The following is a 21,649-nucleotide window of genomic DNA, read 5'->3' as shown; positions in this document are numbered from 1 at the left end:
GTAGTTCCACGGAACTACGGGGGTATCGGTGGACCTGAGGGGACTCGAACCCCTGACCCCCTGCATGCCATGCAGGTGCGCTACCAGCTGCGCCACAGGCCCGGATGCTGCTCCAGATCGCTCCGGACAACTCATTCAGCTTACTGCATGCGCCGCCCGGAAACGAAATCGAGCGGATGTCGGTGCCCATACGTACGCTCGGGAACCGACACCCGGGAGGCAGCATGGCAGGGCTCGGCAACATCACGTTCTACGCGAACGATCCTCAGGCTCTCGCCCGCTTCTGGTCCGGCGTCTTCGCCTACCCGGAGCAGGTGTTCGACGGCGAGCTGAAGGAGACGCTCCTCGCCTCTGGACTCACCGAGGAAGACCTCGCGAAAGTCGCCCTCGCGGAGGATCCGGCGCATGTCGGTCTGCGACTGTTCTTCCATCATGCCGATCGCCCCAAGGACGGCCGAAACCGCATCCACCTCGATGTCTCCGCGACACCGGGACGTCGTCCGACGCCGGCGGAACTGGATGCCGAGTGCGAACGGCTCGTGGCCCTCGGCGCCGAGGTTGTCCGGCTGGTCGACCAGATGTGGGGCCCGTGGCCCGAGCACTACTACCAGATGCGCGATCCCGAGGGGAACGAGTTCTGCCTGCAGTGAGCTGCCGGCAGGAAGTGACGTTACTCGGCAGTCCCGGCCACCGCAGGGGCGGGCAGGTCGAGCGGCACCGTCGGGCAGTCCTTCCACAGGCGCTCGAGCCCGTAGTAGACGCGCTCCTGCTCGTGGAAGACGTGCACGACGAGGTCGCCGAAGTCGAGGAGCACCCAGCGGGCCTCGTTGCGGCCCTCACGGCGGACCCGCTTGTAGCCCGCGAGGAGCAGCTGCTCCTCCACCTCGTCGGCGATCGCGGCGACGTTGCGCTCGCTGCGGCCGGTGACCAGGAGGAACACGTCGACGAGCGGCAGCGGCTCGCTGACGTCCAGTGCGAGGAGGTCCTCGCCGCCCTTACCGTCGGCGGCGCGCGCCGCGATCTGCGCCATCTCGACGCCCTGCTTCGTGGCGGTCACTGCGAGAACACCCCCGTGGCGAACGCGACGATGAGAACGCCCACGAGCGCGAGCGCCAGCGCGCCGGCCGTGATGGCGAGGGTCAGCATGAGTTTGCTGCCCTTCTCCGGTGCCGGAGGGCGGATGAGCTCGTCCTGCCCCTTCGCCGTGCTGACGGCGGCACTCGCCGCGATCGGCGTGGGCGACGAATGGACCGGCAGCTCGCCGTCGACGAGAGTCGCGTCGACCTCCTTGCCGTCGGCAGCGCCGGGAACGTGACCGAGCGAGCCGAGTCCGTCGGGCAGCGCGTAGGTGCCCGTCACGAGCACCTCGCCGGTGCCCGACAGCGGCGCCGAGATCGGACCCGCGGTCGGGTTCTGCGAGACGATCAAAGTGTGCGGAGATGCCCCCGTGCTGCCGCTCGAGGTGTCCCGCGAGAGGACTCTCTCGAACGGGTCGTCCGCCTGGTCGGCAGCGGGCTCGGAAGCGCGCACCGCCGGCGTCGAGGCGGGCGACGGAGCGGGAGGCGTCGGCGTGGGCGCCTTGGGCGCGGGGGCGACCGGTGCCGACGCAACGGCAGGTGCCGGGTCGGCCGCCGGTGCCGAAGGGGCAGGCGCGCCTCCGATGAGCGCCGCGCCGAAAGCGCTGCCCACCGTGGGACGGTCGCCCGTCGGAGCCGGCGGCGGGGTGATGCCTCCCCCCAGTGACGAGAAGGGATCGGCGGAGTCGGTGCGCGGCGCTTCGGGAGCCGCGACCGGGGCGTGCTCGTCCGTCGTGTCGAACAGCGACCGGAGCGACGATGCCGCCGTGAGCGTATCGGGCTCGCTCGCCGGCGCGGTCGGCGTCGTGATGGGCGCGAATGCCGACTGCGGGGCGGCGGCCGCCGCGGACGCCGCCATGGCGGCGGTGTGGGCGGCGGCGACCTCGGGGGTGATCACGGGGACCGAGGCGGTGCGGATCCGCTCCTGCTGACGGGCCTGACGGCGGGTCAGCGGGGACACGCCGAGGTCGACGCTCGCGTCCGGGACGGGTGCGGGCGGAAGAACTGCCGGCTCGGCCGGTCGCGGCAGCGGAGGCACGGGCGGATACGCGACGGGCGCCGCGGCCGCGTTCTGCGGCACGGCGATGGGCACGGCACCGGTCTCGCGCTGCTGCTCGCGCATCTGCTTCCGCGTGAGCTGAGAGGTGTCCGACTGGTCGGGTGTGCTCATGCTGGGCTCCGATAGAGATGATGCTTCGCGATGTACTGGACGACACCGTCGGGGACGAGATACCACACGGGGTGGCCTCGGCCGACGCGATCCCGGCAGTCCGTGGACGAGATCGCGAGGGCGGGAACTTCGAGCTGACTCACGCCGTCAGCGGGCAGACCATCCGTGCTCAGCACGTGACCGGGCCGCGAGACGGCGACGAAGTGCGCCAGCTCCCACAGTTCATGATGGTCCCTCCAGCTGAGAATCTGCGCTACGGCGTCTGCGCCGGTGATGAAGAAGAGCTCTGCACCAGGGCGCTGCGCCCGCAGATCGCGGAGAGTGTCGATCGTGTACGTGGGACCCGGGCGGTCGATGTCGACGCGGCTCACCGTGAAGCGCGGATTGGATGCGGTGGCCACCACCGTCATCAGATAGCGGTGCTCGCTGTCGGTCACCTTCGTCTTCTGCCACGGTTCGCCCGTGGGTACGAAGACGACTTCGTCGAGGTCGAAGGACTGCGCGACCTCGCTGGCCGCGACGAGGTGTCCATTGTGGATGGGATCGAACGTCCCACCCATGACCCCGATGCGCCGGGTCCGCGTCACCGTCATTCGGTCGCCTTAGTGCCCGTGCCCCGTCTGCTGCAGGTCGTCGGCGTGCGCCTTGGCGTAGGCCTCGGCCTTGTGGGCGTGACGGTTGGAGACATTGCGGTAGGACATCGTGACGAGCGCAAGGAACACGAACGACGAGATCGCGATGATCGGGAAGATGATCGTCTCGAGAGCAGCGTTTCCGGAGTGCTCGGCCTCAGCGGCTGCGAAGGCGATCAGCGTGGCGATGGACATCGGGGCTCCGTTTCGGTTTCGGATGCGCGGGGCGCATCTCTCAGTCTATGTCGTCAGGCCCGGACTTGTCCGGAGCCGCGCGCGAGCCACTTCGTGCTCGTCAATTCGGCGAGGCCCATCGGGCCTCTGGCATGCAGCTTCTGCGTAGAGATGCCGACCTCGGCGCCGAACCCGAACTCCCCGCCATCCGTGAAGCGCGTCGAGGCGTTCGCCATGACCACGGCCGAGTCCACCTCGGCGAGGAACCGTTCGGCGTTCGCGTCGTCCGCGGTGATGATCGATTCGGTGTGGTGCGTCGAATAGCGGCGGATGTGCTCGAGCGCCTCGTCGAGGTCGGCGACGGCGTGCATCGCGAGATCGAGGCTCATGTACTCGGTCTCCCAGTCGGCCTCCGTCGCGGGGACGATACCGGGGGCGAGAGCGGCGACGGCGGCATCGCCGTGCACCGTGACACCCGCATCCTGCAGCGCCTCGACGACCGGTCCGACCAACCGGGATGCCTCGCCCACGACGAGGACCGTCTCGACCGCGTTGCACACACTCGGCCGCTGGACCTTGGCGTTCACGACGATGTCGCGCGCCCATTCCAGCGGCGCCGACTCGTCGAGGACGATGTGGACGACGCCGGCACCGGTCTCGATGACCGGGACCGACGACTCGGTCACGACCGTCTCGATGAGCTGCGCGCTCCCGCGCGGCACGAGGACGTCCACGATCCCTCGGGCGTTCATGAGCTCGTGCGCGCCCTCGCGGCCGAAGTCGTCGACCGTCTGAATGGCTTCCGGGTCGATGCCCTGCGCCGCCAGGCCGTCTCGCATCACTGCGACGAGGGCGGCGTTCGACCTCTCGGCCGCCGTTCCGCCGCGCAGCACGACGGCGTTGCCCGAGCGCAGTGCGAGCGCCGCGATGTCGACCGTGACGTTCGGGCGCGCCTCGTAGATCGAGCCGACGACGCCGAACGGCACCGAGACCTTCTGCAGCCGTACGCCACTCGGGAGGACTCGCTCGTCGAGCACACGGCCGACGGGGTCGGGCAGGGCGGCGACGTCGCGCACGGCGGCGGCCAGGGCGGCCACACGCACGTCGTCGAGGCGCAGTCGGTCGAGGAGGCCGTCGGACAGGCCGTTGGCCCGGCCCCGCCGGAGATCTTCGTCGTTGGCCGAGACGATGGCCGCGGCCGCGGTTTCGAGGGCGCCCGCGATGCCCAGTAGCGCGTCGCGCTTGCGCTCGTCGGAGAGGAGTCCGATCTGGCGCGCGGCATCCTTCGCGAGCAGCATCCGCTCGCGCGCAGAAGTCGCCGTCGTTGCGGTCGGGATCATCCGGCCAGTTTATCGGCGGTGTGCACGGGCCCGGTCGCCACGAGCATGACCGCCTCAGCATCCGGCACGAACCAGGTGCCCACATCCGCACCGGACAGCGCGTCGTCGACCAGATCGGCGCTCGTGACGAGCGTGCCGACCCCGGAGGCCGCCGCCATCCGCGCCGCGGAGGCCTTCGTCGCCGCTCCCCCGGTGCCCACGCTGTTGACGACCGTCGAACCGAACTCGAACCCGCCGAGATCGGCCGCGAACGGCACCGTCGGGATCGGCTCGGCGCCCGGCTCCTCCGGCGGCTTCGTGTAGAGGCAGTCGATGTCGCTCAGCAGCACCAGTCCGTCGGCCCCTACGAGCTGCGCGACGAGCGCGGCGAGCCGGTCGTTGTCGCCGAAGCGGATCTCGTGGGTCGCGACGGTGTCGTTCTCGTTCACGATCGGCAGGATGCGGAGTCCGAGCAGGCGCTCCATCGCGCGCCGCGCGTTCGAACGGTGCGTCGGATCCTCGAAGTCGCCGGCGGTCAGGAGCACCTGTCCGGCCACGATCCCGAACTCGCGCAGAGCCTTCTGATACCGGTAGATGAGGACGTTCTGTCCGACCGCCGCCGCCGCCTGCTGCGTCGCGAGGTCAGTAGGCCGGGATTCGAGCGCCAGGAACGGCATCCCCGTCGCGATCGCACCGGACGACACGAGGACGACTTCGGTGCCGCGCGCATGCGCCGCAGCGAGGGCGCGCACGATCGGATCGATCTTCGCCGCGTTCTCGCCGCTGATCGACGACGATCCGACCTTGACGACGACGCGCCGCGCGCCGTTCAGCTCCGCGCGATCGCGCAGCGTCACTCCGCGTCCTCCGCGTCGTGCCCGAGGCGCTCGGACTCGAGCTCCGCCGTCGTCATGAGCCGCTCGGCCTCGAGCTCGGCGCGCGCGGCGGCCTTGGCATCCATCATCTCGTGGTACCGCTCGCGGCGCTGCGACGTCGTGCGCCGCGTGCTCTGGTCGAGGCGGGGATCCGTGCCGCGCGGCGCGGTCATGAGCTCGGCCGCCGAGGACAGCGCCGGCTGCCAGTCGAAGACGATGCCGTCGCCGCCGCCGATCACGACCGTCGCCCCCGGCGTCGCACCGGCGCGGAACAGGCCGTCCTCGACGCCCAGCTTCTCCAGGCGGTCGGCCAGGAAGCCCACGGCCTCCTCGTTCTGGAAGTCCGTCTGCTGCACCCAGCGCACCGGCTTGTCACCGAGGACGCGGTAGAGCGGTCCGTACGTCCCGCCCTCGACGCGGATCTGGAACTCCTTGTCCGCGCCCTTCGGACGGATGACGACGCGCGGGGCCGCGGGCTTCTCGGCCTCCTCCGCGCGGTGGCGGGAGATGATGTCGCCGAGGGCGAAGCTCAACTGACGCAGGCCTTCGTGGCTGACGGTCGAGATCTCGAACACGCGGTATCCGCGCTCCTCGAGATCGGGTCGCACGAGGTCGGCGAGATCCTTCGCCTCGGGCACGTCCACCTTGTTCAGCGCGATCAGCTGCGGACGCTCGAGCAGCGGGATCTGGCCCTCGGGGACCGGGTAGGCCGCGAGCTCGGCGAGGATGACGTCGAGGTCTGTCAGCGGGTCGCGGCCGGGCTCGAGCGTCGCGCAGTCGAGCACGTGCACGAGAGCCGTGCAGCGCTCGACGTGACGGAGGAACTCGAGGCCGAGCCCCTTGCCCTCGCTCGCGCCCTCGATGAGCCCCGGCACGTCGGCGACGGTGAAGCGCACGTCTCCGGCCTGGACGACGCCGAGATTCGGGTGCAGGGTCGTGAACGGGTAGTCCGCGATCTTCGGCCGCGCCGCGGAGATCGCGGCGATGAGGCTCGACTTGCCGGCGGACGGGAAGCCGACGAGGGCTACATCCGCGACCGTCTTGAGCTCGAGGACGACGTCGCCCTCCCAGCCCGGGGTGCCCAGGAGCGCGAAGCCGGGGGCTTTGCGCTTGGGGGTCGCAAGAGCGGCGTTGCCGAGTCCGCCGCGGCCGCCGGGAGCGACCACGAAGCGCATCCCCGGCTCGACCATGTCGACGAGGGTGTCGCCCTCGGGGTCTTTGACCACGGTGCCGATCGGGACCGCGAGCTCCACATCCTCGCCCTCGGCGCCCGACCGGTTGTCGCCCATGCCGAACCCGCCGTTGCCGGCGGACCGGTGCGGCGAGTGGTGATACGACAGGAGCGTCGTCACCTGCGGGTCGGCCACGAGGACGATCTCGCCGCCGTCACCGCCGTTGCCGCCGTCGGGGCCGGCTAGCGGCTTGAACTTCTCGCGGCGCACCGAGACGCAGCCGTTCCCGCCCTTGCCCGCACGCAGATGCAGCGTGACGCGGTCGACGAAGGTGACCATGCCGCTCCTCGAGTTGTCGTGGCGTGAGATCCTTCTCGGATTCTGCCGGAAAAGAGCGAGGGGCGGACCGAAGCCCGCCCCTCGCGAAGACTGTGCCCAGCCGGTGGCCGGGCGCGTCGAAGCCTACTCTGCGGCCGCGACGATGTTGACGACCTTGCGGCCGCCCTTGTTGCCGAACTCGACCGAGCCGGCAGCCAGCGCGAACAGCGTGTCGTCGCCACCGCGGCCGACGTTCGCGCCCGGGTGGAAGTGCGTGCCGCGCTGACGGACGAGGATCTCGCCGGCGTTGACGGTCTGGCCGCCGAAGCGCTTCACGCCCAGTCGCTGGGCGTTGGAGTCGCGACCGTTACGGGTGGAGCTTGCGCCCTTTTTGTGTGCCATCTCTGCGTCTCTCCCTGGCTTACTTGATGCCGGTGACCTTGACGCGCGTGAGGTCCTGGCGGTGGCCCTGGCGCTTCTTGTAGCCGGTCTTGTTCTTGAACTTCTGGATCACGATCTTCGGGCCGCGCTCCTCACCGAGCACCTCCGCGGTGACGGACACCTTCGCGAGCGCGTCGGCGTCGGTCGTGACGGCCTCGCCGTCGACGAGGAGGACGGCCGGAAGCTCGATCGTCTCGCCGATCTTGGCCTGCTGGCGGTCGAGCACGACGATCGTGCCGACCGACACCTTCTCCTGGCGGCCGCCGGCGCGCACAACTGCGTAAACCACTTCACACCTGTTTCGTCTGGGAGCCCGCGGCTCCGGATTGTCTGGGAAGACGGGAAGTCTTGGTGCGGACCACGTGCTGGCCGCGGGGCGACTCACTCGGGGACGGGCGTCGGCCACGGTCCCGGGGACGCAACGCACCAAAGGAATACTTTACCGGATGCCCGCCTCCCAGGCAAAAGCGCCGGGCTCGCGGCGCGTCGGGCACGCCGATCGGCCCTCGCACGGGCGGCACCGTCCTAGTATCTTGCGCGTGGCGATCCTGATCGACGACCCGCGCTGGCCTGCGCACGGACGGCTGTGGGCGCATCTGGTCAGCGACAGGAGCACCGACGAGCTGCACGTGTTCGCGCAGGCCAACGGCATCCCCCGTCGGGGATTCGACCTCGACCACTACGACGTACCCGAGGAGGCGCACGCGCGCCTCATCGCGGCGGGGGCGGAGCACGTCGACGGCCACGAACTCGTCCGCAGGCTCATCGCATCCGGTCTGCGCGTCACCGCCCGCGAACGACGCGAAAGGGATCTCCGATGACCTCGTCCCGGCTGGAGGCGTTCAGCGACGGCGTGCTCGCCATCATCATCACGGTCATGGTGCTCGGACTCGCCGTTCCGAAAGGGACCGGATGGGGCGACCTCATCCACACCTCCGGGCTGGGGCTCCTCACTTATCTCCTGAGCTTCGTCTACATCGGCATCTACTGGAACAACCACCACCACCTGTTCCAGCTGCACCCGCAGATCAGCGGCGGCGTGCTGTGGGCGAACCTCCATCTGCTGTTCTGGCTCTCGCTGTATCCGTTCACGACCGCCTGGCTCACCGAGACGCACGTCGCACAGATTCCCACCGTCGTGTACGGCGTCAACCTCCTCGGCGCCGCGATCGCCTACTTCATCCTTCAGCGCGCCATCACCCGGCAGCCGGGCGGCGACCGCATCCGGGACGTGTTCGCGCGGGACTGGAAGGGATGGCTCTCCCCCGTGCTCTACATGCTCGGGATCGTGCTCTCCTACGTCGTCCCCTGGCTCGGGCTCCTGCCCTACGTCGCCGTCGCGGTCATCTGGCTCGTTCCGGACCGCCGCGTGGAGCGCTACCTGCGCGCCCAGGCGGCCGAGAACGACACCGCGTAGCCCTCACCCGACGGGGCGGGCGACCGCCTCGACGGCATGCGCGCCCCGCGCGGGACCGTTCATGGTGCGGATGGATGCCCCGAGCCGCTGCGCCGCATCGTGAACGCCCTCGTCGACGAGGAGCCGGTCGATCGCGCCGCGGATCTCGGACGCGGAGGACCGTCGCGGCAGACGCCGGCCGAGACCCGCACGCTGGATCTCCGCCCCGACCTTGGGCTGATCGCTCATGCCGTCGAGCGGCAGGATCAGGAGCGGCACCCCGTGCGCGAGGGCCGCCAGCGTCGTTCCGTGGCCGCCATGGCCGACGACGAGACTCGCGTCGCGCAGCAGCTCCTCGTGCGGCATCCAGTCGTGGAGCTCGACGGATGCAGGCACCCGCAGCTCCCCCGGAGCAATCGCCGGTCCGAGCGTCGCCACGACGCGCGCGGGGAGTCCGTCCACCGCATCCAGCACCTGCTGCCACGTCGCGACGAGCGCCGGGAAACGGTACGTGCTGAGACTGACGACGACCGTCGGCGAAGGTGGCGCGGCGGCGACAGCGGGGATCATCGCACCCGTGAAGACGACTTCCCCGGGACGCGGGTCGTTCGGCACGGCGGCGGCCGTGAACGGGAGGAGCGAGGGGATAGATGCCGCAACGATCGGCCGCGCGTCGGCCCGCAGCCGACCGACGCCGTACCTCGGCCACAGCACGAGGCCGAGCGTACGGAAGGCCTTCACCATGACGTCGTGCAGCGAGTGCTCGAGGATCGCGAACGGGATTCCGCGCTTGTCGAGCGCGTCCTGCACCGAGATCAGCATGCAGTCCACCACGACGGCGTCCGCCGGCTGGATCGTCAGGAGCGCGATCGTGTCCTCCGCCATCCGGCGGTTGGTGAACAGGCGGTACAGCCCCGTTCCGGACGCGTCGAGGCGGAATCCGGGCAGGCTCGGATATGGGACGAACGTGACGCGGATGCCCTGATAGTCCCCGGCCTGAGAGTCGTGGCCGAGCACCCGCACATCATGTCCGCGCCGTCCCAGTTCACGCGCGATCGCCGACGTGGGAACGCGGTTGCCGCCGCCGTCCCATGTCACGAAGAGGATCTTCCCCATGATCCCTCCTGCCGACACGATAGCGCCGGGTCTGGAGGAATGTCAGGGGGTCGTCGTCACTCCGCGTCGGGGGCGTGCACGACGGGCGTGCCCGGAAGGCTCGCCGTGGTCACCCGGCGACGGCTGCGGCCCTGCCCGGGAGCCTTCGGCTCGGGAAGGGCGTTCAGCACCGAGTCGAGGAGGAGCTCCTTCTCGGTCATCGGCGCCTTGCGCGACGAATCCGACTTCTTCCGGCGCTTCTTGGGACGCTCCGGGGCCGGCTCGACGGCGTCTGCGGCCGGGACCTCCGCGTGCCCCGCTTCGGCGTGCACCTCGTCGTGGTGGATCGTCGAGGCCGCGATCTGCGCGAGCGCCGACTTCACGCCCTCGGTGATCACGTGCGTGCCCGTCGTCGGGGCCGGGGCCGCCGCGGCGGCGGCGGGAGTGCGCGCCGGACGACGGCTGCTGTTGCCGCCGCCGTTGCCGTTTCCGCTGCCGGTCGACTGCGCGCGGTGCTTGACGACCGGGTCGTGGTGGACGATGACGCCGCGGCCCGCGCAGACCTCGCACGGCTCGCTGAAGGTCTCCAGGAGCCCGAGGCCGAGCTTCTTGCGCGTCATCTGAACGAGGCCGAGCGAGGTGACCTCGGCCACCTGGTGCTTCGTGCGGTCCCGGCTCAAGCACTCGACGAGACGGCGGAGCACGAGGTCGCGGTTGGACTCGAGCACCATGTCGATGAAGTCGACGACGATGATGCCGCCGATGTCGCGCAGGCGCAGCTGGCGGACGATCTCTTCCGCGGCCTCGAGGTTGTTCTTGGTGACCGTCTCCTCGAGGTTTCCGCCGGAGCCGACGAACTTGCCCGTGTTGACGTCGACGACCGTCATGGCCTCCGTGCGGTCGATGACGAGCGAGCCGCCCGACGGGAGCCACACCTTGCGGTCGAGCGCCTTCTCGATCTGCTCCGTGACACGGAACTGGTCGAACGGGTCGGCATCGCCCTCGTAGCGCTCGACGCGCTCGAGGAGGTCGGGAGCGACGCTGGCGAGGTAGTTCTCGATGGTGCGCTGCGCGTCCTCGCCCTGGATGAGCATCTTCGAGAAGTCCTCGTTGAAGACGTCACGGACGATCTTGACGAGGAGGTCGGGCTCGGAGTGCAGGAGTGCGGGGGCCTGGATCGTCTCGACCTGCTTGCTGATGTGCTCCCACTGGTTGGTGAGGCGCTGCACGTCGCGGGTCAGCTGGTCCTCGGTGGCGCCCTCGGCGGCGGTGCGGACGATGACGCCCGACGACTCGGGCAGCACCTCCTTGAGGATCTTCTTCAGACGCGCCCGCTCAGTGTCGGGGAGCTTGCGCGAGATGCCGTTCATGGCACCGCCCGGCACGTACACGAGGTAGCGCCCCGGGAGGGAGATCTGGCTGGTCAGGCGCGCGCCCTTGTGGCCGACCGGGTCCTTCGTGACCTGCACGAGCACCTTGTCGCCCGACTTCAGCGCGAGCTCGATACGGCGCGGCTGGTTGCCGGTCTCGACGCCGTCCCAGTCCACCTCGCCCGAGTACAGCACGGCGTTGCGGCCGCGGCCGATGTCGACGAACGCGGCCTCCATGCTGGGGAGGACGTTCTGCACGCGACCGAGGTACACGTTGCCGATGAGGGATGCGTCCTGGTTGCGCGCCACGTAGTGCTCGACGAGGACCTTGTCCTCGAGGACCGCGATCTGCACGCGGCCGTTCTTGGACCGGACGATCATGACGCGGTCGACCGCCTCGCGGCGGGCGAGGAACTCCGCCTCGGTCACGACAGGACGACGGCGCCCGGCCTCGCGGCCGTCGCGACGGCGCTGCTTCTTGGCCTCGAGACGCGTCGAGCCCTTGATGCGCTGCGGCTCCGTGATGAGTTCGACCGCGCGCTGGCGCGGCTGCTGCTGTACGACGGGCTGCTCGTCGGCGCCATCCTCACGGCCGCCGCGGCGGCGACGCCGGCGGGAGCTGCTGGATGCGGACTCCTCCGGCTCCGGCTCGGGCCGCGCGGGAAGGTACGTGACCGCGGGGGCGTAGAAGTGCAGCTGAGTGGAAACCGCCGAGACGAACACCTCGGGAAGGAGACCGAGCGAGACGGCCGTGACTTCGGCGGGCTCGGACTCGACCTCGACTTCGGGCTCCGCCGGCGCCTGGGACTCTGCGGGCGCCTCGGGCTCGGCGGGCGTCTGGTGCCCCGCGGTTGCTTCCGGGGCTTCGGCGGGCGACTCGGAGTCGTCGGCAGACAAGGCCTGCTCCGGAGACGACCCCTCGACAGGCTCGGGGACCTCGGAAGGCTCGACGTCGTCGGCTGCCGCACGTTCGGGCACCTCGACGGTCTCCAGAGCATCAGCCTCAGCGATCTCGACCGCTTCAGGCACCGCGGCCTCCGGGACCGCGGTCTCTGTGGTCTCCGCCTCTTCGGCGGGCGCGTCAGCCTCGCTCGGGCGCGGCGTCAGGGACGCCGCATCCTGTTCTGCATCGAAGTCGAGGTTGTCGTTGTTCTCATCGGTCGTCACCGGCGTACTCCCAGCGGGGCGACACCGCGCGTCGCCCGGCGAAATTCTCGTGCGGCGCCCGCACCTGCGGTGCCGCGAACTCACTCGGTCTGCAGCCGGCCCGTGGCTCGAGCTGCGAGGGCTTTCATCGCCCTGAAGTCTTCTGTGATGCGCTGTGCGGCGCGGCCGCCGCGCATCGACCTCCATTATCGCACCAAGTGGGCCGGATGCGCGAAGCGAGACGTCGAGGGTGTCGCGAACGCGCTCCGTGGACAGCCGCGGATGCCATAATCCGAGCATGGTCACCGAACCCGACGCCGCCCCCGAGACGCGGACGCACTACGCCCTCGCCATCCTGCTGATCATCGGCGGTGCCCTGGGTCTCCTGGCCGCCTTCAACCTGACGATGGACGAGATCGCGCTCCTGAAGACGCCCGATGCGGCTCTGACGTGCAACATCAACGGCCTCCTCAACTGCGGTAAGAACATCGATTCCCCGCAGGGCAGCACGTTCGGGTTCCCGAACCCGATCCTCGGCCTCATGATGTTCCCGGCCCCGGTCGTCGTCGGGTTCGCCCTCCTCGCCCGCGCGAAGTTCGCCGCGTGGTTCTGGTGGATCTTCAACGCCGGGATGCTCTTCGCCATCGTCTTCATCTACTGGCTGGCGTTCCAGAGCATCTTCGTGATCGGCACGCTGTGCCCGTGGTGCGCGCTCGTCTACCTCGTCGTGATCCCGATGTTCCTCGGCGTCACGGTCAGGAACTTCCGCGCCGGACTCGCAGGGCGCGCGCTGCAACGGTTCGGCGACGCGATCGGGGCGTGGATCCCGCTCATCGCCATCGTGGGCTACGTCATCATCTTCGGCGCGGCGCAGCTGCACCTCAACATCCTCGGCTCGCTCTTGCGCTAGTCGACGAGACGAAGAACGCCGGGGTGCACCAGACGGTGCACCCCGGCGTTTCTCGCAGGATCTCGGATCAGAACCAGATGTCGAGCTCGCGCGCGGCCGACTCGGTGCTGTCCGAGCCGTGGACGAGGTTCTGCTGCACCTTGAGGCCCCAGTCGCGGCCGAAGTCGCCGCGGATCGTCCCGGGTGCCGCGGTGGTCGGGTCAGTGGTGCCCGCGAGCGAGCGGAAGCCCTCGATGACGCGGTTGCCTGCGACGCGGATCGCGACCGACGGGCCGGACATCATGAACTCGACGAGCGGCTCGTAGAACGGCTTGCCCTCGTGCTCCGCGTAGTGGCGCTCGAGGCGCGCACGGTCGGGCTCGACGAGGCGGACGTCGACGAGCGCGTATCCCTTCGCCTCGATGCGGGCGAGGATCGCGCCGGTCAGTCCGCGGGCGACACCGTCGGGCTTGACGAGGACGAGGGTCTCTTCCGTGGTCATGTCAGACTCCGTTCGAGGATTCGGGTTCTTCGGGGGTGGATGCTTCGGCCTCGCGTGCGAGCCGAGCGTTGCGGCGGTCGAGCGACGCCCCCTTGATGGTCGCATACGCCCACATGCCGCCGAAAATCACCGCGATGACCAGGATGGCGGGCACCCAGAACGCGGCGAGCGCCACGACGACCTGAAGGAGCCAGCCCACGACGATCGCCCAGCGATACCGCAGCAGGCCGGACACGACGAGCATGAGCACCGCGACGACGGCGCCCCCGACGATGCCCCACCACGGCTCGATGCCGGGCGGCGTCGCCTTCAGGCCGTAGACGACGAGGCCGGCGAGGAACACGATGATCGACTCGAAGGCGAGCACGATCGATCCGAGCGATTCGGCGGCGCCACGCGCGCGGCGGGGGCGCGGCTGCCTCCCCGTCTTCTGATCGGGCGTCCCCGACACCGCGTCGGACGTCGCGTCGGGGTCGGGCGTCGCACCGTCCGCGGGGATGTCGGCGTGTTCGCTCACGACTCCCACCCGCCCTTCCAGTCCTCGGCAGCGGCGAGGGCGAGCGCCTCGCCCGCGAGCACGACCGAGCCCGCGATGACGACGGCACGCCGATCGGATGCCGCGGCCCACTCACGCGCGGAGTCGGCAGCATCGGCGAGGTCGTGGTGGACGGTGACCGGGAGCTCGAGCTCTTCGACCAGGTCGGCGACCGCATCCGCCTCGCTCGCTCGCTCCGAGTTCGGCGCCGTCGCGAAGACGTGGGCGGCCATCGGCGCGATCTCGCGAACGATGCCGACCGCATCCTTGTCGCTCAGAACCCCGAGGACCACGCCCCACTCGTCGAAGTCGAAAGACGTTTGCAGCGCCTCCACGAGCGCGTGCGCGCCGTGCGGATTGTGCGCGGAGTCGACCAGGACCGTCGGCGCGACGCCGACGAGCTGCAGACGTCCGGGCGACGTCGCTTCGCCGAGCCCTTCGGCGAGCACGTCGCCGGCGATCGGCTGGTCTCCCCCGCCGATGAGCGATTCGACGGCGGCGATCGCGAGCGCCGCGTTGCGCGCCTGATGCGAGCCGTACAGGGGCAGGTACTCGTCGTCGTACCTGCCGGCGAGCCCGCGCACCGAGATCTGCTGGCCTCCGACCGCGAGGCGGTCGTCGGTGAGCGCGAAGTCGTCGCCCTCGAACGCGATGGTCGCTCCGCGCTTCGCCGCGGCGGCGCGCAGCACGGCCTCGGCGGCCGCATCCTGCCGCGCCGAGACGGCGAGCGCGCCGTCCTTGATGATGCCGGACTTGACGGTCGCGATCTCCGCGATCGTGTCGCCGAGGCGGTCGGCGTGGTCGATGTCGATCGGTGCGAACACGGCGACGTCCCCATCGGCGGTGTTCGTCGAGTCCCACGATCCGCCCATGCCGACCTCGATGACCGCGACGTCGACGGGAGCGTCGGCGAACACGACGAACGCGAGCGCGGTAAGGAGCTCGAAGAAGGTCAGCGGCGCTTCATCCTGGGTCGCGAGCTCGGCGTCGACGAGCGCGACGAACGGCGCGAGCTCCTCCCACGCATCCGCGACGGCGCCGTCGTCCGCCGGCTTGCCGTCGACGGCGATGCGCTCGGTGAAGCGCTCGAGGTGCGGGCTCGTGAACAGGCCGGTGCGCAGTCCGTGCGCACGCAGCAGGCTCTCGATCATGCGGCTCGTCGACGTCTTGCCGTTCGTGCCGGTCACGTGCACGACGCGATAGGTGCGCTGCGGGTTGTCCAGGAAGTCGAGGAGGCGCTGGGTGCGCTCCACACGCGGCTGGACCCAGCGCTCACCCTGACGGGTCAGCAGCTCGGCGTACACGGCGTCGGCGCGGGTGCGGTCGCTCATGCGCGACCTCCCGTCCGGCCCACCGACACCGTGAAGGCGCCGCGATTCGCGTACGTGCCCGCGTCGATGACCGCCTCATACTCGACGGGCACATCACTCCCGCCCGCGGCGATCAGCTCGGCCGTGCGCGTCCGGACCGCATGCGCGACGGCGAGCGTCTCCCGCGCGACGTCCGCGACACCGAAAGCCGAGGCGACCGCATCGCCGTCGGCGCCGTCGTCGAAGAGCAGACCGAGGCGGATGCGATCGCTGACGTCGAATCCGGCGGCTTTGCGGGTGTCCTGCACGGCGCGGATGACGTCACGGGCGAGCCCCTCAGCCTCCAGTTCTGGTGTGGTCGTCGTGTCGAGGAGTACGAAGCCGCCGTCGGCCAGGAGGGCGATCGCGGTGCCCTCCGCGACGCCGCCCGCCTCAAGAGTCAACTCGTATTCGCCGGGCTCCAGGGCAATCCCGTCGACGACCACGACACCGTCGAGCTCCTCCCACACGCCCGCCTTCGCGCCGGTGATGACGTGCTGCACACGCTTGCCGAGGCGCGGGCCCGCAGCGCGGGCGTTGACGGCGAGCCGCTTGCTGACCCCGTAGCGCTCCGAGACGTCGTCGGTCAGCTCGACCAGCTCGACGGCCTTGACGTTCAGCTCGTCGCGGAGGATCCCGTCGAACTGCGCGAGGGATGCGGCATCCGCGATGGCCACCGTCAGGGATCGCAGCGGCAGGCGCACGCGCTTGCCCTCCTTCTTGCGCAGCGCGTTCGCGACGCTGGACACTTCGCGCACCGCATCCATCGCGGCGCGGATGTCGGACGCGGACGCGAAGGCGTCCGCATCCGGCCAGTCCTCGAGGTGCACACTGCGGCCGCCGGTGAGCCCCTGCCACACCCGCTCGGCGACGAGCGGGATGAGCGGGGCCGCGACGCGCGTGAGCGTCTCCAGCACCGTGTACAGGGTGTCGAACGCCTCCGGGTGCTCCTCGGCGCCCACCCAGAAGCGGTCGCGCGACCGACGGATGTACCAGTTCGTCAGCACCTCCGCGAAGTCGCGCAGACGCTCGGCGGCGGTCGTCGAGTCGAGCCCCTCGAGGTCGGCGGCGACGTCGCGGACCAGGTCGCCGGTGAGCGCGAGGATGTAGCGGTCGAGCACGTCGGGCGAATCGGTGCGCCAGGATGCCTCGTACCCGCCGGCGGATGCATTGGCGTACGTCGCGAAGAAGTACCACGCGTTCCACAGCGGCAGGAGGAACTCGCGCACGCCGGCGCGGATGCCCTCCTCCGTGACGATGAGGTTGCCGCCGCGCAGCACGGAGCTGCCCATGAGGAACCACCGCATCGCGTCGGAGCCGTCGCGGTCGAAGACCTCCGAGACATCCGGGTAGTTGCGCAGCGACTTCGACATCTTCAGCCCATCGCTGCCGAGCACGATGCCGTGGCAGGCCACCCCGGTGAACGCAGGCCGGTCGAACAGCGCCGTCGACAGCACGTGCATCAGGTAGAACCATCCGCGCGTCTGACCGATGTACTCGACGATGAAGTCCGCGGGCGAGTGCGAGTCGAACCACTCGCGGTTCTCGAACGGGTAGTGCACCTGGGCGTACGGCATCGAGCCGGAGTCGAACCACACGTCGAAGACGTCCTCGATGCGGCGCATGGTGCTCGCACCCGTCGGGTCGTCAGGGTTCGGACGGGTCAGCTCGTCGATGTACGGACGGTGGAGGTCGACCTCGCCCTCGGGGTTGCGCGGCAGCATCCCGAAGTCGCGCTCGAGCTCTTCGAGCGACCCGTACGCGTCGACGCGCGGGTAGGCGGGGTCATCGCTCTTCCAGATCGGGATCGGCGAGCCCCAGTACCGATTGCGGCTGATCGACCAGTCGCGCGCGCCCTCGAGCCACTTGCCGAACTGGCCGTGCTTGACGTTCTCGGGCACCCACGTGATCTGCTCGTTGTTGGCGAGCATGCGGTCCTTGAAGTCCGTAACGCGCACGAACCAGCTGGAGACCGCCTTGTAGATGAGGGGGTTCCGGCAGCGCCAGCAGTGCGGATAGGAGTGCTCGTAGCTCGCCTCGCGCAGGAGGCGGCCCTCCTCGCGCAGCAGGCGGATGAGGGGGCGGTTCGCGTCCATCCACAGCTCGCCGGCGACATCCGTCACGTGCGGGAGGAACCGTCCGCCGTCGTCGAGGCTCAGGATCGTGGGGATGCCTGCGGCCTCGGTGACGCGCTGGTCGTCCTCGCCGTACGCCGGGGCCTGGTGGACGATGCCGGTGCCGTCGCTCGTCGTGACGTAGTCGTCGACGAGGATGCGCCAGGCGTTCTGCATCCCCCACGCGTCATCCGCGTAGTAGTCGAAAAGGCGGTCATACGAGACGCCCTCGAGGTCGGCGCCGCGGACCGTCTGCTCGACGGCGGCCTTCGCGTCGTCGGCGGACGCGTAGCCGAGATCCTTCGCATAGCCGGACAGCAGCTCCTGAGCGAGGAGGTACCGATGCGCGGTGGCGCCCTCGCGGTCGTACACCTCGGCCCCCGGGCCCGTCGAGGGGACGTCCGCAGCACCGGCGGGGCCGCCGGGGACCACGACGTACGTGATGTCCGGGCCCACCACGAGCGCGGCGTTCGTCGGGAGGGTCCACGGGGTCGTCGTCCAGGCAAGCGCCCGCACACCGGTGAGCCCCATCGTCTCGGCCTTCACCCCGACGAGCGGGAAGGTCACCGTCACGGACGGGTCCTGACGCATCTTGTAGACGTCGTCGTCCATCCGCAGCTCGTGGCTCGAGAGCGGCGTTTCATCCCGCCAGCAGTACGGCAGCACGCGGTAGCCCTCGTAGGCGAGGCCCTTGTCGTAGAGGGTCTTGAACGCCCACAGGACGCTCTCCATGTACGACGTGTCGAGCGTCTTGTAGCCGCGCTCGAAGTCGACCCAGCGGGCCTGGCGGGTGACGTAGTCCTCCCACTCGCGCGTGTACTCGAGCACCGATCCGCGCGCCTTCGCGTTGAAGGTCGCGATGCCCATGCGCTCGATCTCGTCCTTCTCCGTGATCCCGAGCTGCTTCATCGCCTCGAGCTCGGCAGGAAGGCCGTGCGTGTCCCAGCCGAAGACGCGGTCGACCTTCTTGCCGCGCATGGTCTGGAAGCGCGGGAAGAGATCCTTCGCGTAGCCGGTCAGGAGGTGCCCGTAGTGCGGCAGGCCGTTCGCGAACGGAGGGCCGTCGTAGAAGACCCACTCCTCGGCGCCCTCGCGCTGCGCGATCGACGCGCGGAACGTGTCGTCGGCCTTCCAGAAGGCGAGCACGTCGCGCTCGATCTCTGGGAAGCGGGGGCTCGGAACGACGTCCGCGGCGGGGCCAAAGGCGGAGGGCTTCGGGTAGGTCATCGTCATCTCTCGCAGAAATCCAACGGATGCTTCTGCCGGGACGACCCTCGCGGACCGCGGTACCACCCTGCGTGCCCTGCGTTTCGACTCGGCTGGCGCCTCGCTCAACGACCCGTAGGGCCCCTCTCACTGCGGCTGTGACGGGCCTGCCCCGCTCGGGTCTAATGAACCCCGGTCCCCCGCGATCCCCGCGCTTGTCGAGGGGTCGAGGGGTCGAGATCGTTCTTCCGAGTGCTCCCCGGTGATGGCCGGATCGACGCTGTCCGTAGATTCTACGCGGTCGCCCGCCGCTTCCGCGCGTCGCGTTCGCGTCGACGTCCGTCGGCGATGAGCCCGCCGACGAGGGAGGTCACCGCGCCCAGCCAGCAGCCGGCCATGATCGCCGAGGAGAAGTCCTCGCCGTAGTCGACGAAGCTCATGCCGTTGAAGAACGCGCCGAAGGTGAAGAGCGCGGTCAGCCCCCAGGCCCATCGCCATCCGCTCGCCCGCTGCACGAGCGCCATGGCGAACACCATGATCGCGAGAAGGAAGATGAGCGAGCCGAGTGCCGCGTGGAGGAACAGCGGGATCCCGCCGCCGAGCGACAGCGCCCACACGAGGCTCGTGAACGACCGCGAGAAGTACTCGTCGCCGGTCGAACCCGGGTGCGTGGTCGGCAGCACCACGAAGAGGTTCAAGAACATGCCGGCGGCGAACTGGATGCCGAGGAGCACCAGCATCCCGATCGTCCGCGCACGGAACCCGCTGTCTCGCACCCCCCTTGTCCTACGCCGACCCGGCGCGAGCCGCAAGGCCGCATGGGAATGAGTCATCCCGCCCCGGAGTACTTGGACTCGTGCCAAGATCGTTGACCGTGACCACCGCATCCCCCGCACTCGCACCGTCGACCACGCCCGTCCGCCGGGTGGCGTGGGCCTCGATGGTCGGGACCTCGCTCGAGTCGTTCGACTTCTACGTCTTCGCGTACTTCTCGGCGTATTTCGCCGGCCCCGCGTTCTTCACGCCTCTCGGGCAGTTCGGCGGCTCGATGCTGGCGTTCTCGACGATCGCGCTGGCGTTCGTCGTGCGGCCGATCGGCGCGATCATCTTCGGCCACATGGGCGACCGGCTCGGCCGCCGCGCGACGCTCCTGTGGACCGTCGGGATCATGGGTGTCGCGACGGGCCTCATCGGCCTGCTGCCCACCTACGCGCAGGCCGGGTGGTTCGGGGCGTGGGCGCTCGTCGTCCTGCGCATCGTGCAGGGGCTGTCGCTCGGCGGCGAGTGGGGCGGGTCGATCCTCCTCGCGACCGAGCACTCGGGCCGTGTGAAGCGCGCGTTCTACGCCGCGATCCCCCAGCTCGGCTCGCCGGTCGGCTCGACCCTGACCGCGGCGGCGTTCCTCATCATGGCGTTCACGCTCAGCCCGGAGCAGATCGTGGCGTGGGGATGGCGCATCCCCTTCCTTCTCGCCATCCCGATGCTGCTCATCTCGCTGTACCTGCGCTTCTCGATCGACGAGACGCCGGTGTTCAAGGAGGTCGTCGCCGAGAAGCGGCGCGACCGCGTGCCGTTCGTGACGATGTTCCGCAACGCCCCCACCGCGTTCCTCCTCGCGGTCGGCGCGGCCCTGCTCGGCATCGGCTCGTACTCGCTGATGAACACCTACACGCTGAACTACGGCTCGGAGCACCTCGGCTACGACTACATGCAGCTGACCCTCGCGACCACGATCGGCGCGCTCGTGCAGTTCGTCACGATCCCGCTGTTCGGCATGTGGGCGACCCGGATCGGCTCGGCGAAGGTCGTCATGTGGGGCGCGCTCGGCACACTCGTCATCGCGTTCCCGATGTACTTCCTCCTGCAGTCCGCGACGTTCGCGGTGCTCGTCGGTATGATGATCATCGGCGGCATCCTCCCGACCGCCGCATGGGCGGCCCTCGGCGGGCTCATGAACGATCTGTTCCCCGACCACTTCCGCTATTCAGCGCTGTCGATCGCGTACGCGATCGCCGCGACGCTCTCCGGCTTCGTGCCGCTGATCACGCTCGAGCTCGGGAAGGACACCTCCTACGCCTGGTGGCACCCGGGCATCGTCCTGGCCGTGATGTCCGTCGTCACCCTCGTGTGCGCGTGGCTCGCCGCGCGACGCCCGCGCGTTCCCGAGTCGCAGACCGACGAGGCACCGGCAGCCGTGGCGGCCTGATGGCCCGTCCCCCTGCCGGCGTGCTCGCCCCGCGCATCTCGGCGCCCGATCTCCCGCGCGGGCTCGATGACGTGCGGACCCTGACCGCAGGCGACGACGTCCTGCAGGCACGCGTCACCGGGCTCCGCGGAGCCGTGGATGCGGCGCGCCTGACCCTCACGGAGTCGGTCCTCGCGGACGTCGACGCCGACCGGTTCGACCTCACGCTCGCGCGGCTCGCCGATGTCGACATCGACGCGCCGCGGGCGACCGAGCTCATCGCCAGCCGCGGGTCGTGGCGCAACGTGCGGATCACCGGCGGCCGGATCGGCGCGCTCGACCTCGGCCGCGCCGACCTCCACAGCGTCGAATTGCGCGGCGTTCGGATCGACTACCTCGCGCTCGGCGAAGCCGACGTCTCCGACCTCCTGGTCGCCGACTGCACGATCGGCACCCTCGATCTCCCCCGTGCGACGCTCGCGCGCGTGCGGTTCGAACGCACGCGCGCCGACGAGGTCGACACGCGTGAGCTGCGGGCCTCGCATCTCGACCTGCGCGGACTGGATGCGGTGACCTACACGTCTCCCGCGGGGCTCCGCGGTGCGACCCTCGCGCCGCGGCAGGTCGAACTCCTCGCGGCGGACCTCGCCGCCGCGTTCGGCATCGACGTCCGGGACTGAGGCG

The 21,649-nt window shown here is 69.9% G+C and carries 22 protein-coding genes and 1 tRNA gene; 6 read left to right on the top strand and 17 right to left on the bottom strand.

The features are described from left to right. Positions 1–29: 29 nt before the first annotated feature. Positions 30–102: transfer RNA gene (locus tag QSV35_RS09750), tRNA-Ala, on the bottom strand. A 122-nt stretch (positions 103–224) separates the two neighbouring features. Between QSV35_RS09750 and QSV35_RS09745 the strand changes: the two genes are divergently transcribed. Continuing rightward, positions 225–650: a VOC family protein gene (locus QSV35_RS09745; protein ID WP_286288551.1), complete on the top strand. Its 426-nt coding sequence runs from the start codon at positions 225–227 to the stop codon at positions 648–650. Positions 651–670: 20 nt separating this feature from the next. On the opposite strand, the gene rsfS is transcribed toward QSV35_RS09745, so the two are convergent. The 9 genes from rsfS to rplU all read right to left on the bottom strand — a co-directional run bounded on the left by rsfS (position 671) and on the right by rplU (position 7,467). Further along, positions 671–1,030: a ribosome silencing factor gene (gene rsfS, locus QSV35_RS09740; protein WP_419956839.1), complete on the bottom strand. Its 360-nt coding sequence runs from the start codon at positions 1,028–1,030 to the stop codon at positions 671–673. A gap of 23 nt (positions 1,031–1,053) precedes the next feature. Then, positions 1,054–2,247 carry a hypothetical protein gene (locus QSV35_RS09735; protein ID WP_286288549.1) on the bottom strand — a complete coding sequence of 398 codons (1,194 nt, stop codon included), beginning with the start codon at positions 2,245–2,247 and terminating at the stop codon, positions 1,054–1,056. Next, positions 2,244–2,840 (bottom strand): nicotinate-nucleotide adenylyltransferase, encoded by a 597-nt coding sequence (nadD, locus tag QSV35_RS09730; protein ID WP_286288548.1) that lies wholly within the window; start codon positions 2,838–2,840, stop codon positions 2,244–2,246. Before nadD ends, QSV35_RS09735 begins: the two co-directional genes overlap by 4 nt. A gap of 9 nt (positions 2,841–2,849) precedes the next feature. Next, on the bottom strand, positions 2,850–3,074 hold the full coding sequence (locus tag QSV35_RS09725) for a hypothetical protein (RefSeq protein ID WP_286288547.1): 225 nt from the start codon (positions 3,072–3,074) through the stop codon (positions 2,850–2,852). Positions 3,075–3,127: 53 nt separating this feature from the next. Beyond that, positions 3,128–4,393, bottom strand: a complete 1,266-nt coding sequence (locus QSV35_RS09720) for a glutamate-5-semialdehyde dehydrogenase (RefSeq protein ID WP_286288546.1) — start codon at positions 4,391–4,393, stop codon at positions 3,128–3,130. After that, positions 4,390–5,229: a glutamate 5-kinase gene (gene proB / locus QSV35_RS09715; protein ID WP_286288545.1), complete on the bottom strand. Its 840-nt coding sequence runs from the start codon at positions 5,227–5,229 to the stop codon at positions 4,390–4,392. Before proB ends, QSV35_RS09720 begins: the two co-directional genes overlap by 4 nt. Continuing rightward, positions 5,226–6,758 carry a GTPase ObgE gene (gene obgE, locus QSV35_RS09710; RefSeq protein WP_286288544.1) on the bottom strand — a complete coding sequence of 511 codons (1,533 nt, stop codon included), beginning with the start codon at positions 6,756–6,758 and terminating at the stop codon, positions 5,226–5,228. The genes proB and obgE overlap by 4 nt, the downstream gene beginning before the upstream one ends. A gap of 123 nt (positions 6,759–6,881) precedes the next feature. Continuing rightward, complete coding sequence (rpmA, locus tag QSV35_RS09705) at positions 6,882–7,139, bottom strand: 50S ribosomal protein L27 (RefSeq protein ID WP_286288542.1); 258 nt, start codon at positions 7,137–7,139, stop codon at positions 6,882–6,884. Between the two features lie 19 nt (positions 7,140–7,158). Beyond that, the gene (rplU, locus tag QSV35_RS09700; RefSeq protein ID WP_286288541.1) at positions 7,159–7,467 is read right to left on the bottom strand and encodes a 50S ribosomal protein L21; all 309 of its coding nucleotides are present in this window, start codon (positions 7,465–7,467) and stop codon (positions 7,159–7,161) included. 250 nt (positions 7,468–7,717) lie between these two features. Here rplU and QSV35_RS09695 point away from each other — a divergent pair, with 250 nt between their 5' ends. Together QSV35_RS09695 and QSV35_RS09690 are read left to right on the top strand one after the other, a co-directional pair. Beyond that, positions 7,718–7,999, top strand: coding sequence for a DUF4031 domain-containing protein (locus QSV35_RS09695; protein ID WP_286288540.1), 282 nt, complete (start codon positions 7,718–7,720; stop codon positions 7,997–7,999). After that, a complete protein-coding gene (locus tag QSV35_RS09690; protein WP_286288539.1) occupies positions 7,996–8,595 on the top strand; it encodes a TMEM175 family protein in 600 nt (199 codons plus the stop codon). Before QSV35_RS09695 ends, QSV35_RS09690 begins: the two co-directional genes overlap by 4 nt. A gap of 3 nt (positions 8,596–8,598) precedes the next feature. Here QSV35_RS09690 and QSV35_RS09685 read toward each other — a convergent pair whose 3' ends face one another. Together QSV35_RS09685 and QSV35_RS09680 are read right to left on the bottom strand one after the other, a co-directional pair. Continuing rightward, on the bottom strand, positions 8,599–9,690 hold the full coding sequence (locus tag QSV35_RS09685) for a glycosyltransferase (protein ID WP_286288538.1): 1,092 nt from the start codon (positions 9,688–9,690) through the stop codon (positions 8,599–8,601). A 56-nt stretch (positions 9,691–9,746) separates the two neighbouring features. Next, a complete protein-coding gene (locus QSV35_RS09680) occupies positions 9,747–12,206 on the bottom strand; it encodes an Rne/Rng family ribonuclease (RefSeq protein ID WP_286288537.1) in 2,460 nt (819 codons plus the stop codon). 277 nt (positions 12,207–12,483) lie between these two features. Between QSV35_RS09680 and QSV35_RS09675 the strand changes: the two genes are divergently transcribed. After that, the gene (locus QSV35_RS09675) at positions 12,484–13,095 is read left to right on the top strand and encodes a vitamin K epoxide reductase family protein (RefSeq protein WP_286288536.1); all 612 of its coding nucleotides are present in this window, start codon (positions 12,484–12,486) and stop codon (positions 13,093–13,095) included. A gap of 67 nt (positions 13,096–13,162) precedes the next feature. Here the strand turns inward: QSV35_RS09675 and ndk are convergent, their stop codons facing one another. The 5 genes from ndk to QSV35_RS09650 form a co-directional block, all read right to left on the bottom strand. Beyond that, entirely contained in the window at positions 13,163–13,576 is a 414-nt protein-coding gene (ndk, locus tag QSV35_RS09670) for a nucleoside-diphosphate kinase (RefSeq protein WP_286288535.1), read from the bottom strand. Position 13,577: 1 nt separating this feature from the next. Beyond that, entirely contained in the window at positions 13,578–14,093 is a 516-nt protein-coding gene (locus QSV35_RS09665; protein WP_286288534.1) for a DUF4233 domain-containing protein, read from the bottom strand. Beyond that, complete coding sequence (locus tag QSV35_RS09660) at positions 14,090–15,442, bottom strand: bifunctional folylpolyglutamate synthase/dihydrofolate synthase (RefSeq protein WP_286288533.1); 1,353 nt, start codon at positions 15,440–15,442, stop codon at positions 14,090–14,092. Before QSV35_RS09660 ends, QSV35_RS09665 begins: the two co-directional genes overlap by 4 nt. Next, positions 15,439–18,801: an isoleucine--tRNA ligase gene (gene ileS, locus QSV35_RS09655; RefSeq protein WP_286289087.1), complete on the bottom strand. Its 3,363-nt coding sequence runs from the start codon at positions 18,799–18,801 to the stop codon at positions 15,439–15,441. Before ileS ends, QSV35_RS09660 begins: the two co-directional genes overlap by 4 nt. Before the next feature lie 272 nt (positions 18,802–19,073). Next, positions 19,074–19,556 carry a hypothetical protein gene (locus tag QSV35_RS09650; protein ID WP_286288532.1) on the bottom strand — a complete coding sequence of 161 codons (483 nt, stop codon included), beginning with the start codon at positions 19,554–19,556 and terminating at the stop codon, positions 19,074–19,076. 98 nt (positions 19,557–19,654) lie between these two features. On the opposite strand from QSV35_RS09650, the gene QSV35_RS09645 reads away from it, so the two are divergent. Next, complete coding sequence (locus QSV35_RS09645) at positions 19,655–20,986, top strand: MFS transporter (RefSeq protein ID WP_286288531.1); 1,332 nt, start codon at positions 19,655–19,657, stop codon at positions 20,984–20,986. Continuing rightward, entirely contained in the window at positions 20,986–21,645 is a 660-nt protein-coding gene (locus QSV35_RS09640) for a pentapeptide repeat-containing protein (RefSeq protein WP_286288529.1), read from the top strand. The genes QSV35_RS09645 and QSV35_RS09640 overlap by 1 nt, the downstream gene beginning before the upstream one ends. Positions 21,646–21,649 lie beyond the last annotated feature (4 nt).

Origin of the sequence: Microbacterium candidum, assembly GCF_030315975.1 — a bacterium.
In the GTDB taxonomy this organism is placed as follows: domain Bacteria; phylum Actinomycetota; class Actinomycetes; order Actinomycetales; family Microbacteriaceae; genus Microbacterium; species Microbacterium candidum.
This window is presented reverse-complemented; position numbering and strand designations above follow the sequence as displayed.

Bases quoted from the DNA above. Each gene is read 5' to 3' on its own strand.
- QSV35_RS09660 (WP_286288533.1), bottom strand. From the start codon at position 15,442: ATGAGCGACCGCACCCGCGCCGACGCCGTGTACGCCGAGCTGCTGACC.
- obgE (WP_286288544.1), bottom strand. From the start codon at position 6,758: ATGGTCACCTTCGTCGACCGCGTCACGCTGCATCTGCGTGCGGGCAAG.
- QSV35_RS09735 (WP_286288549.1), bottom strand. From the start codon at position 2,247: ATGAGCACACCCGACCAGTCGGACACCTCTCAGCTCACGCGGAAGCAG.
- ndk (WP_286288535.1), bottom strand. From the start codon at position 13,576: ATGACCACGGAAGAGACCCTCGTCCTCGTCAAGCCCGACGGTGTCGCC.
- rsfS (WP_419956839.1), bottom strand. From the start codon at position 1,030: ATGGCGCAGATCGCGGCGCGCGCCGCCGACGGTAAGGGCGGCGAGGAC.
- QSV35_RS09675 (WP_286288536.1), top strand. From the start codon at position 12,484: ATGGTCACCGAACCCGACGCCGCCCCCGAGACGCGGACGCACTACGCC.
- QSV35_RS09690 (WP_286288539.1), top strand. From the start codon at position 7,996: ATGACCTCGTCCCGGCTGGAGGCGTTCAGCGACGGCGTGCTCGCCATC.
- QSV35_RS09640 (WP_286288529.1), top strand. From the start codon at position 20,986: ATGGCCCGTCCCCCTGCCGGCGTGCTCGCCCCGCGCATCTCGGCGCCC.
- ileS (WP_286289087.1), bottom strand. From the start codon at position 18,801: ATGACCTACCCGAAGCCCTCCGCCTTTGGCCCCGCCGCGGACGTCGTT.
- QSV35_RS09745 (WP_286288551.1), top strand. From the start codon at position 225: ATGGCAGGGCTCGGCAACATCACGTTCTACGCGAACGATCCTCAGGCT.
- rpmA (WP_286288542.1), bottom strand. From the start codon at position 7,139: ATGGCACACAAAAAGGGCGCAAGCTCCACCCGTAACGGTCGCGACTCC.
- QSV35_RS09725 (WP_286288547.1), bottom strand. From the start codon at position 3,074: ATGTCCATCGCCACGCTGATCGCCTTCGCAGCCGCTGAGGCCGAGCAC.
- QSV35_RS09685 (WP_286288538.1), bottom strand. From the start codon at position 9,690: ATGGGGAAGATCCTCTTCGTGACATGGGACGGCGGCGGCAACCGCGTT.
- nadD (WP_286288548.1), bottom strand. From the start codon at position 2,840: ATGACGGTGACGCGGACCCGGCGCATCGGGGTCATGGGTGGGACGTTC.
- QSV35_RS09720 (WP_286288546.1), bottom strand. From the start codon at position 4,393: ATGATCCCGACCGCAACGACGGCGACTTCTGCGCGCGAGCGGATGCTG.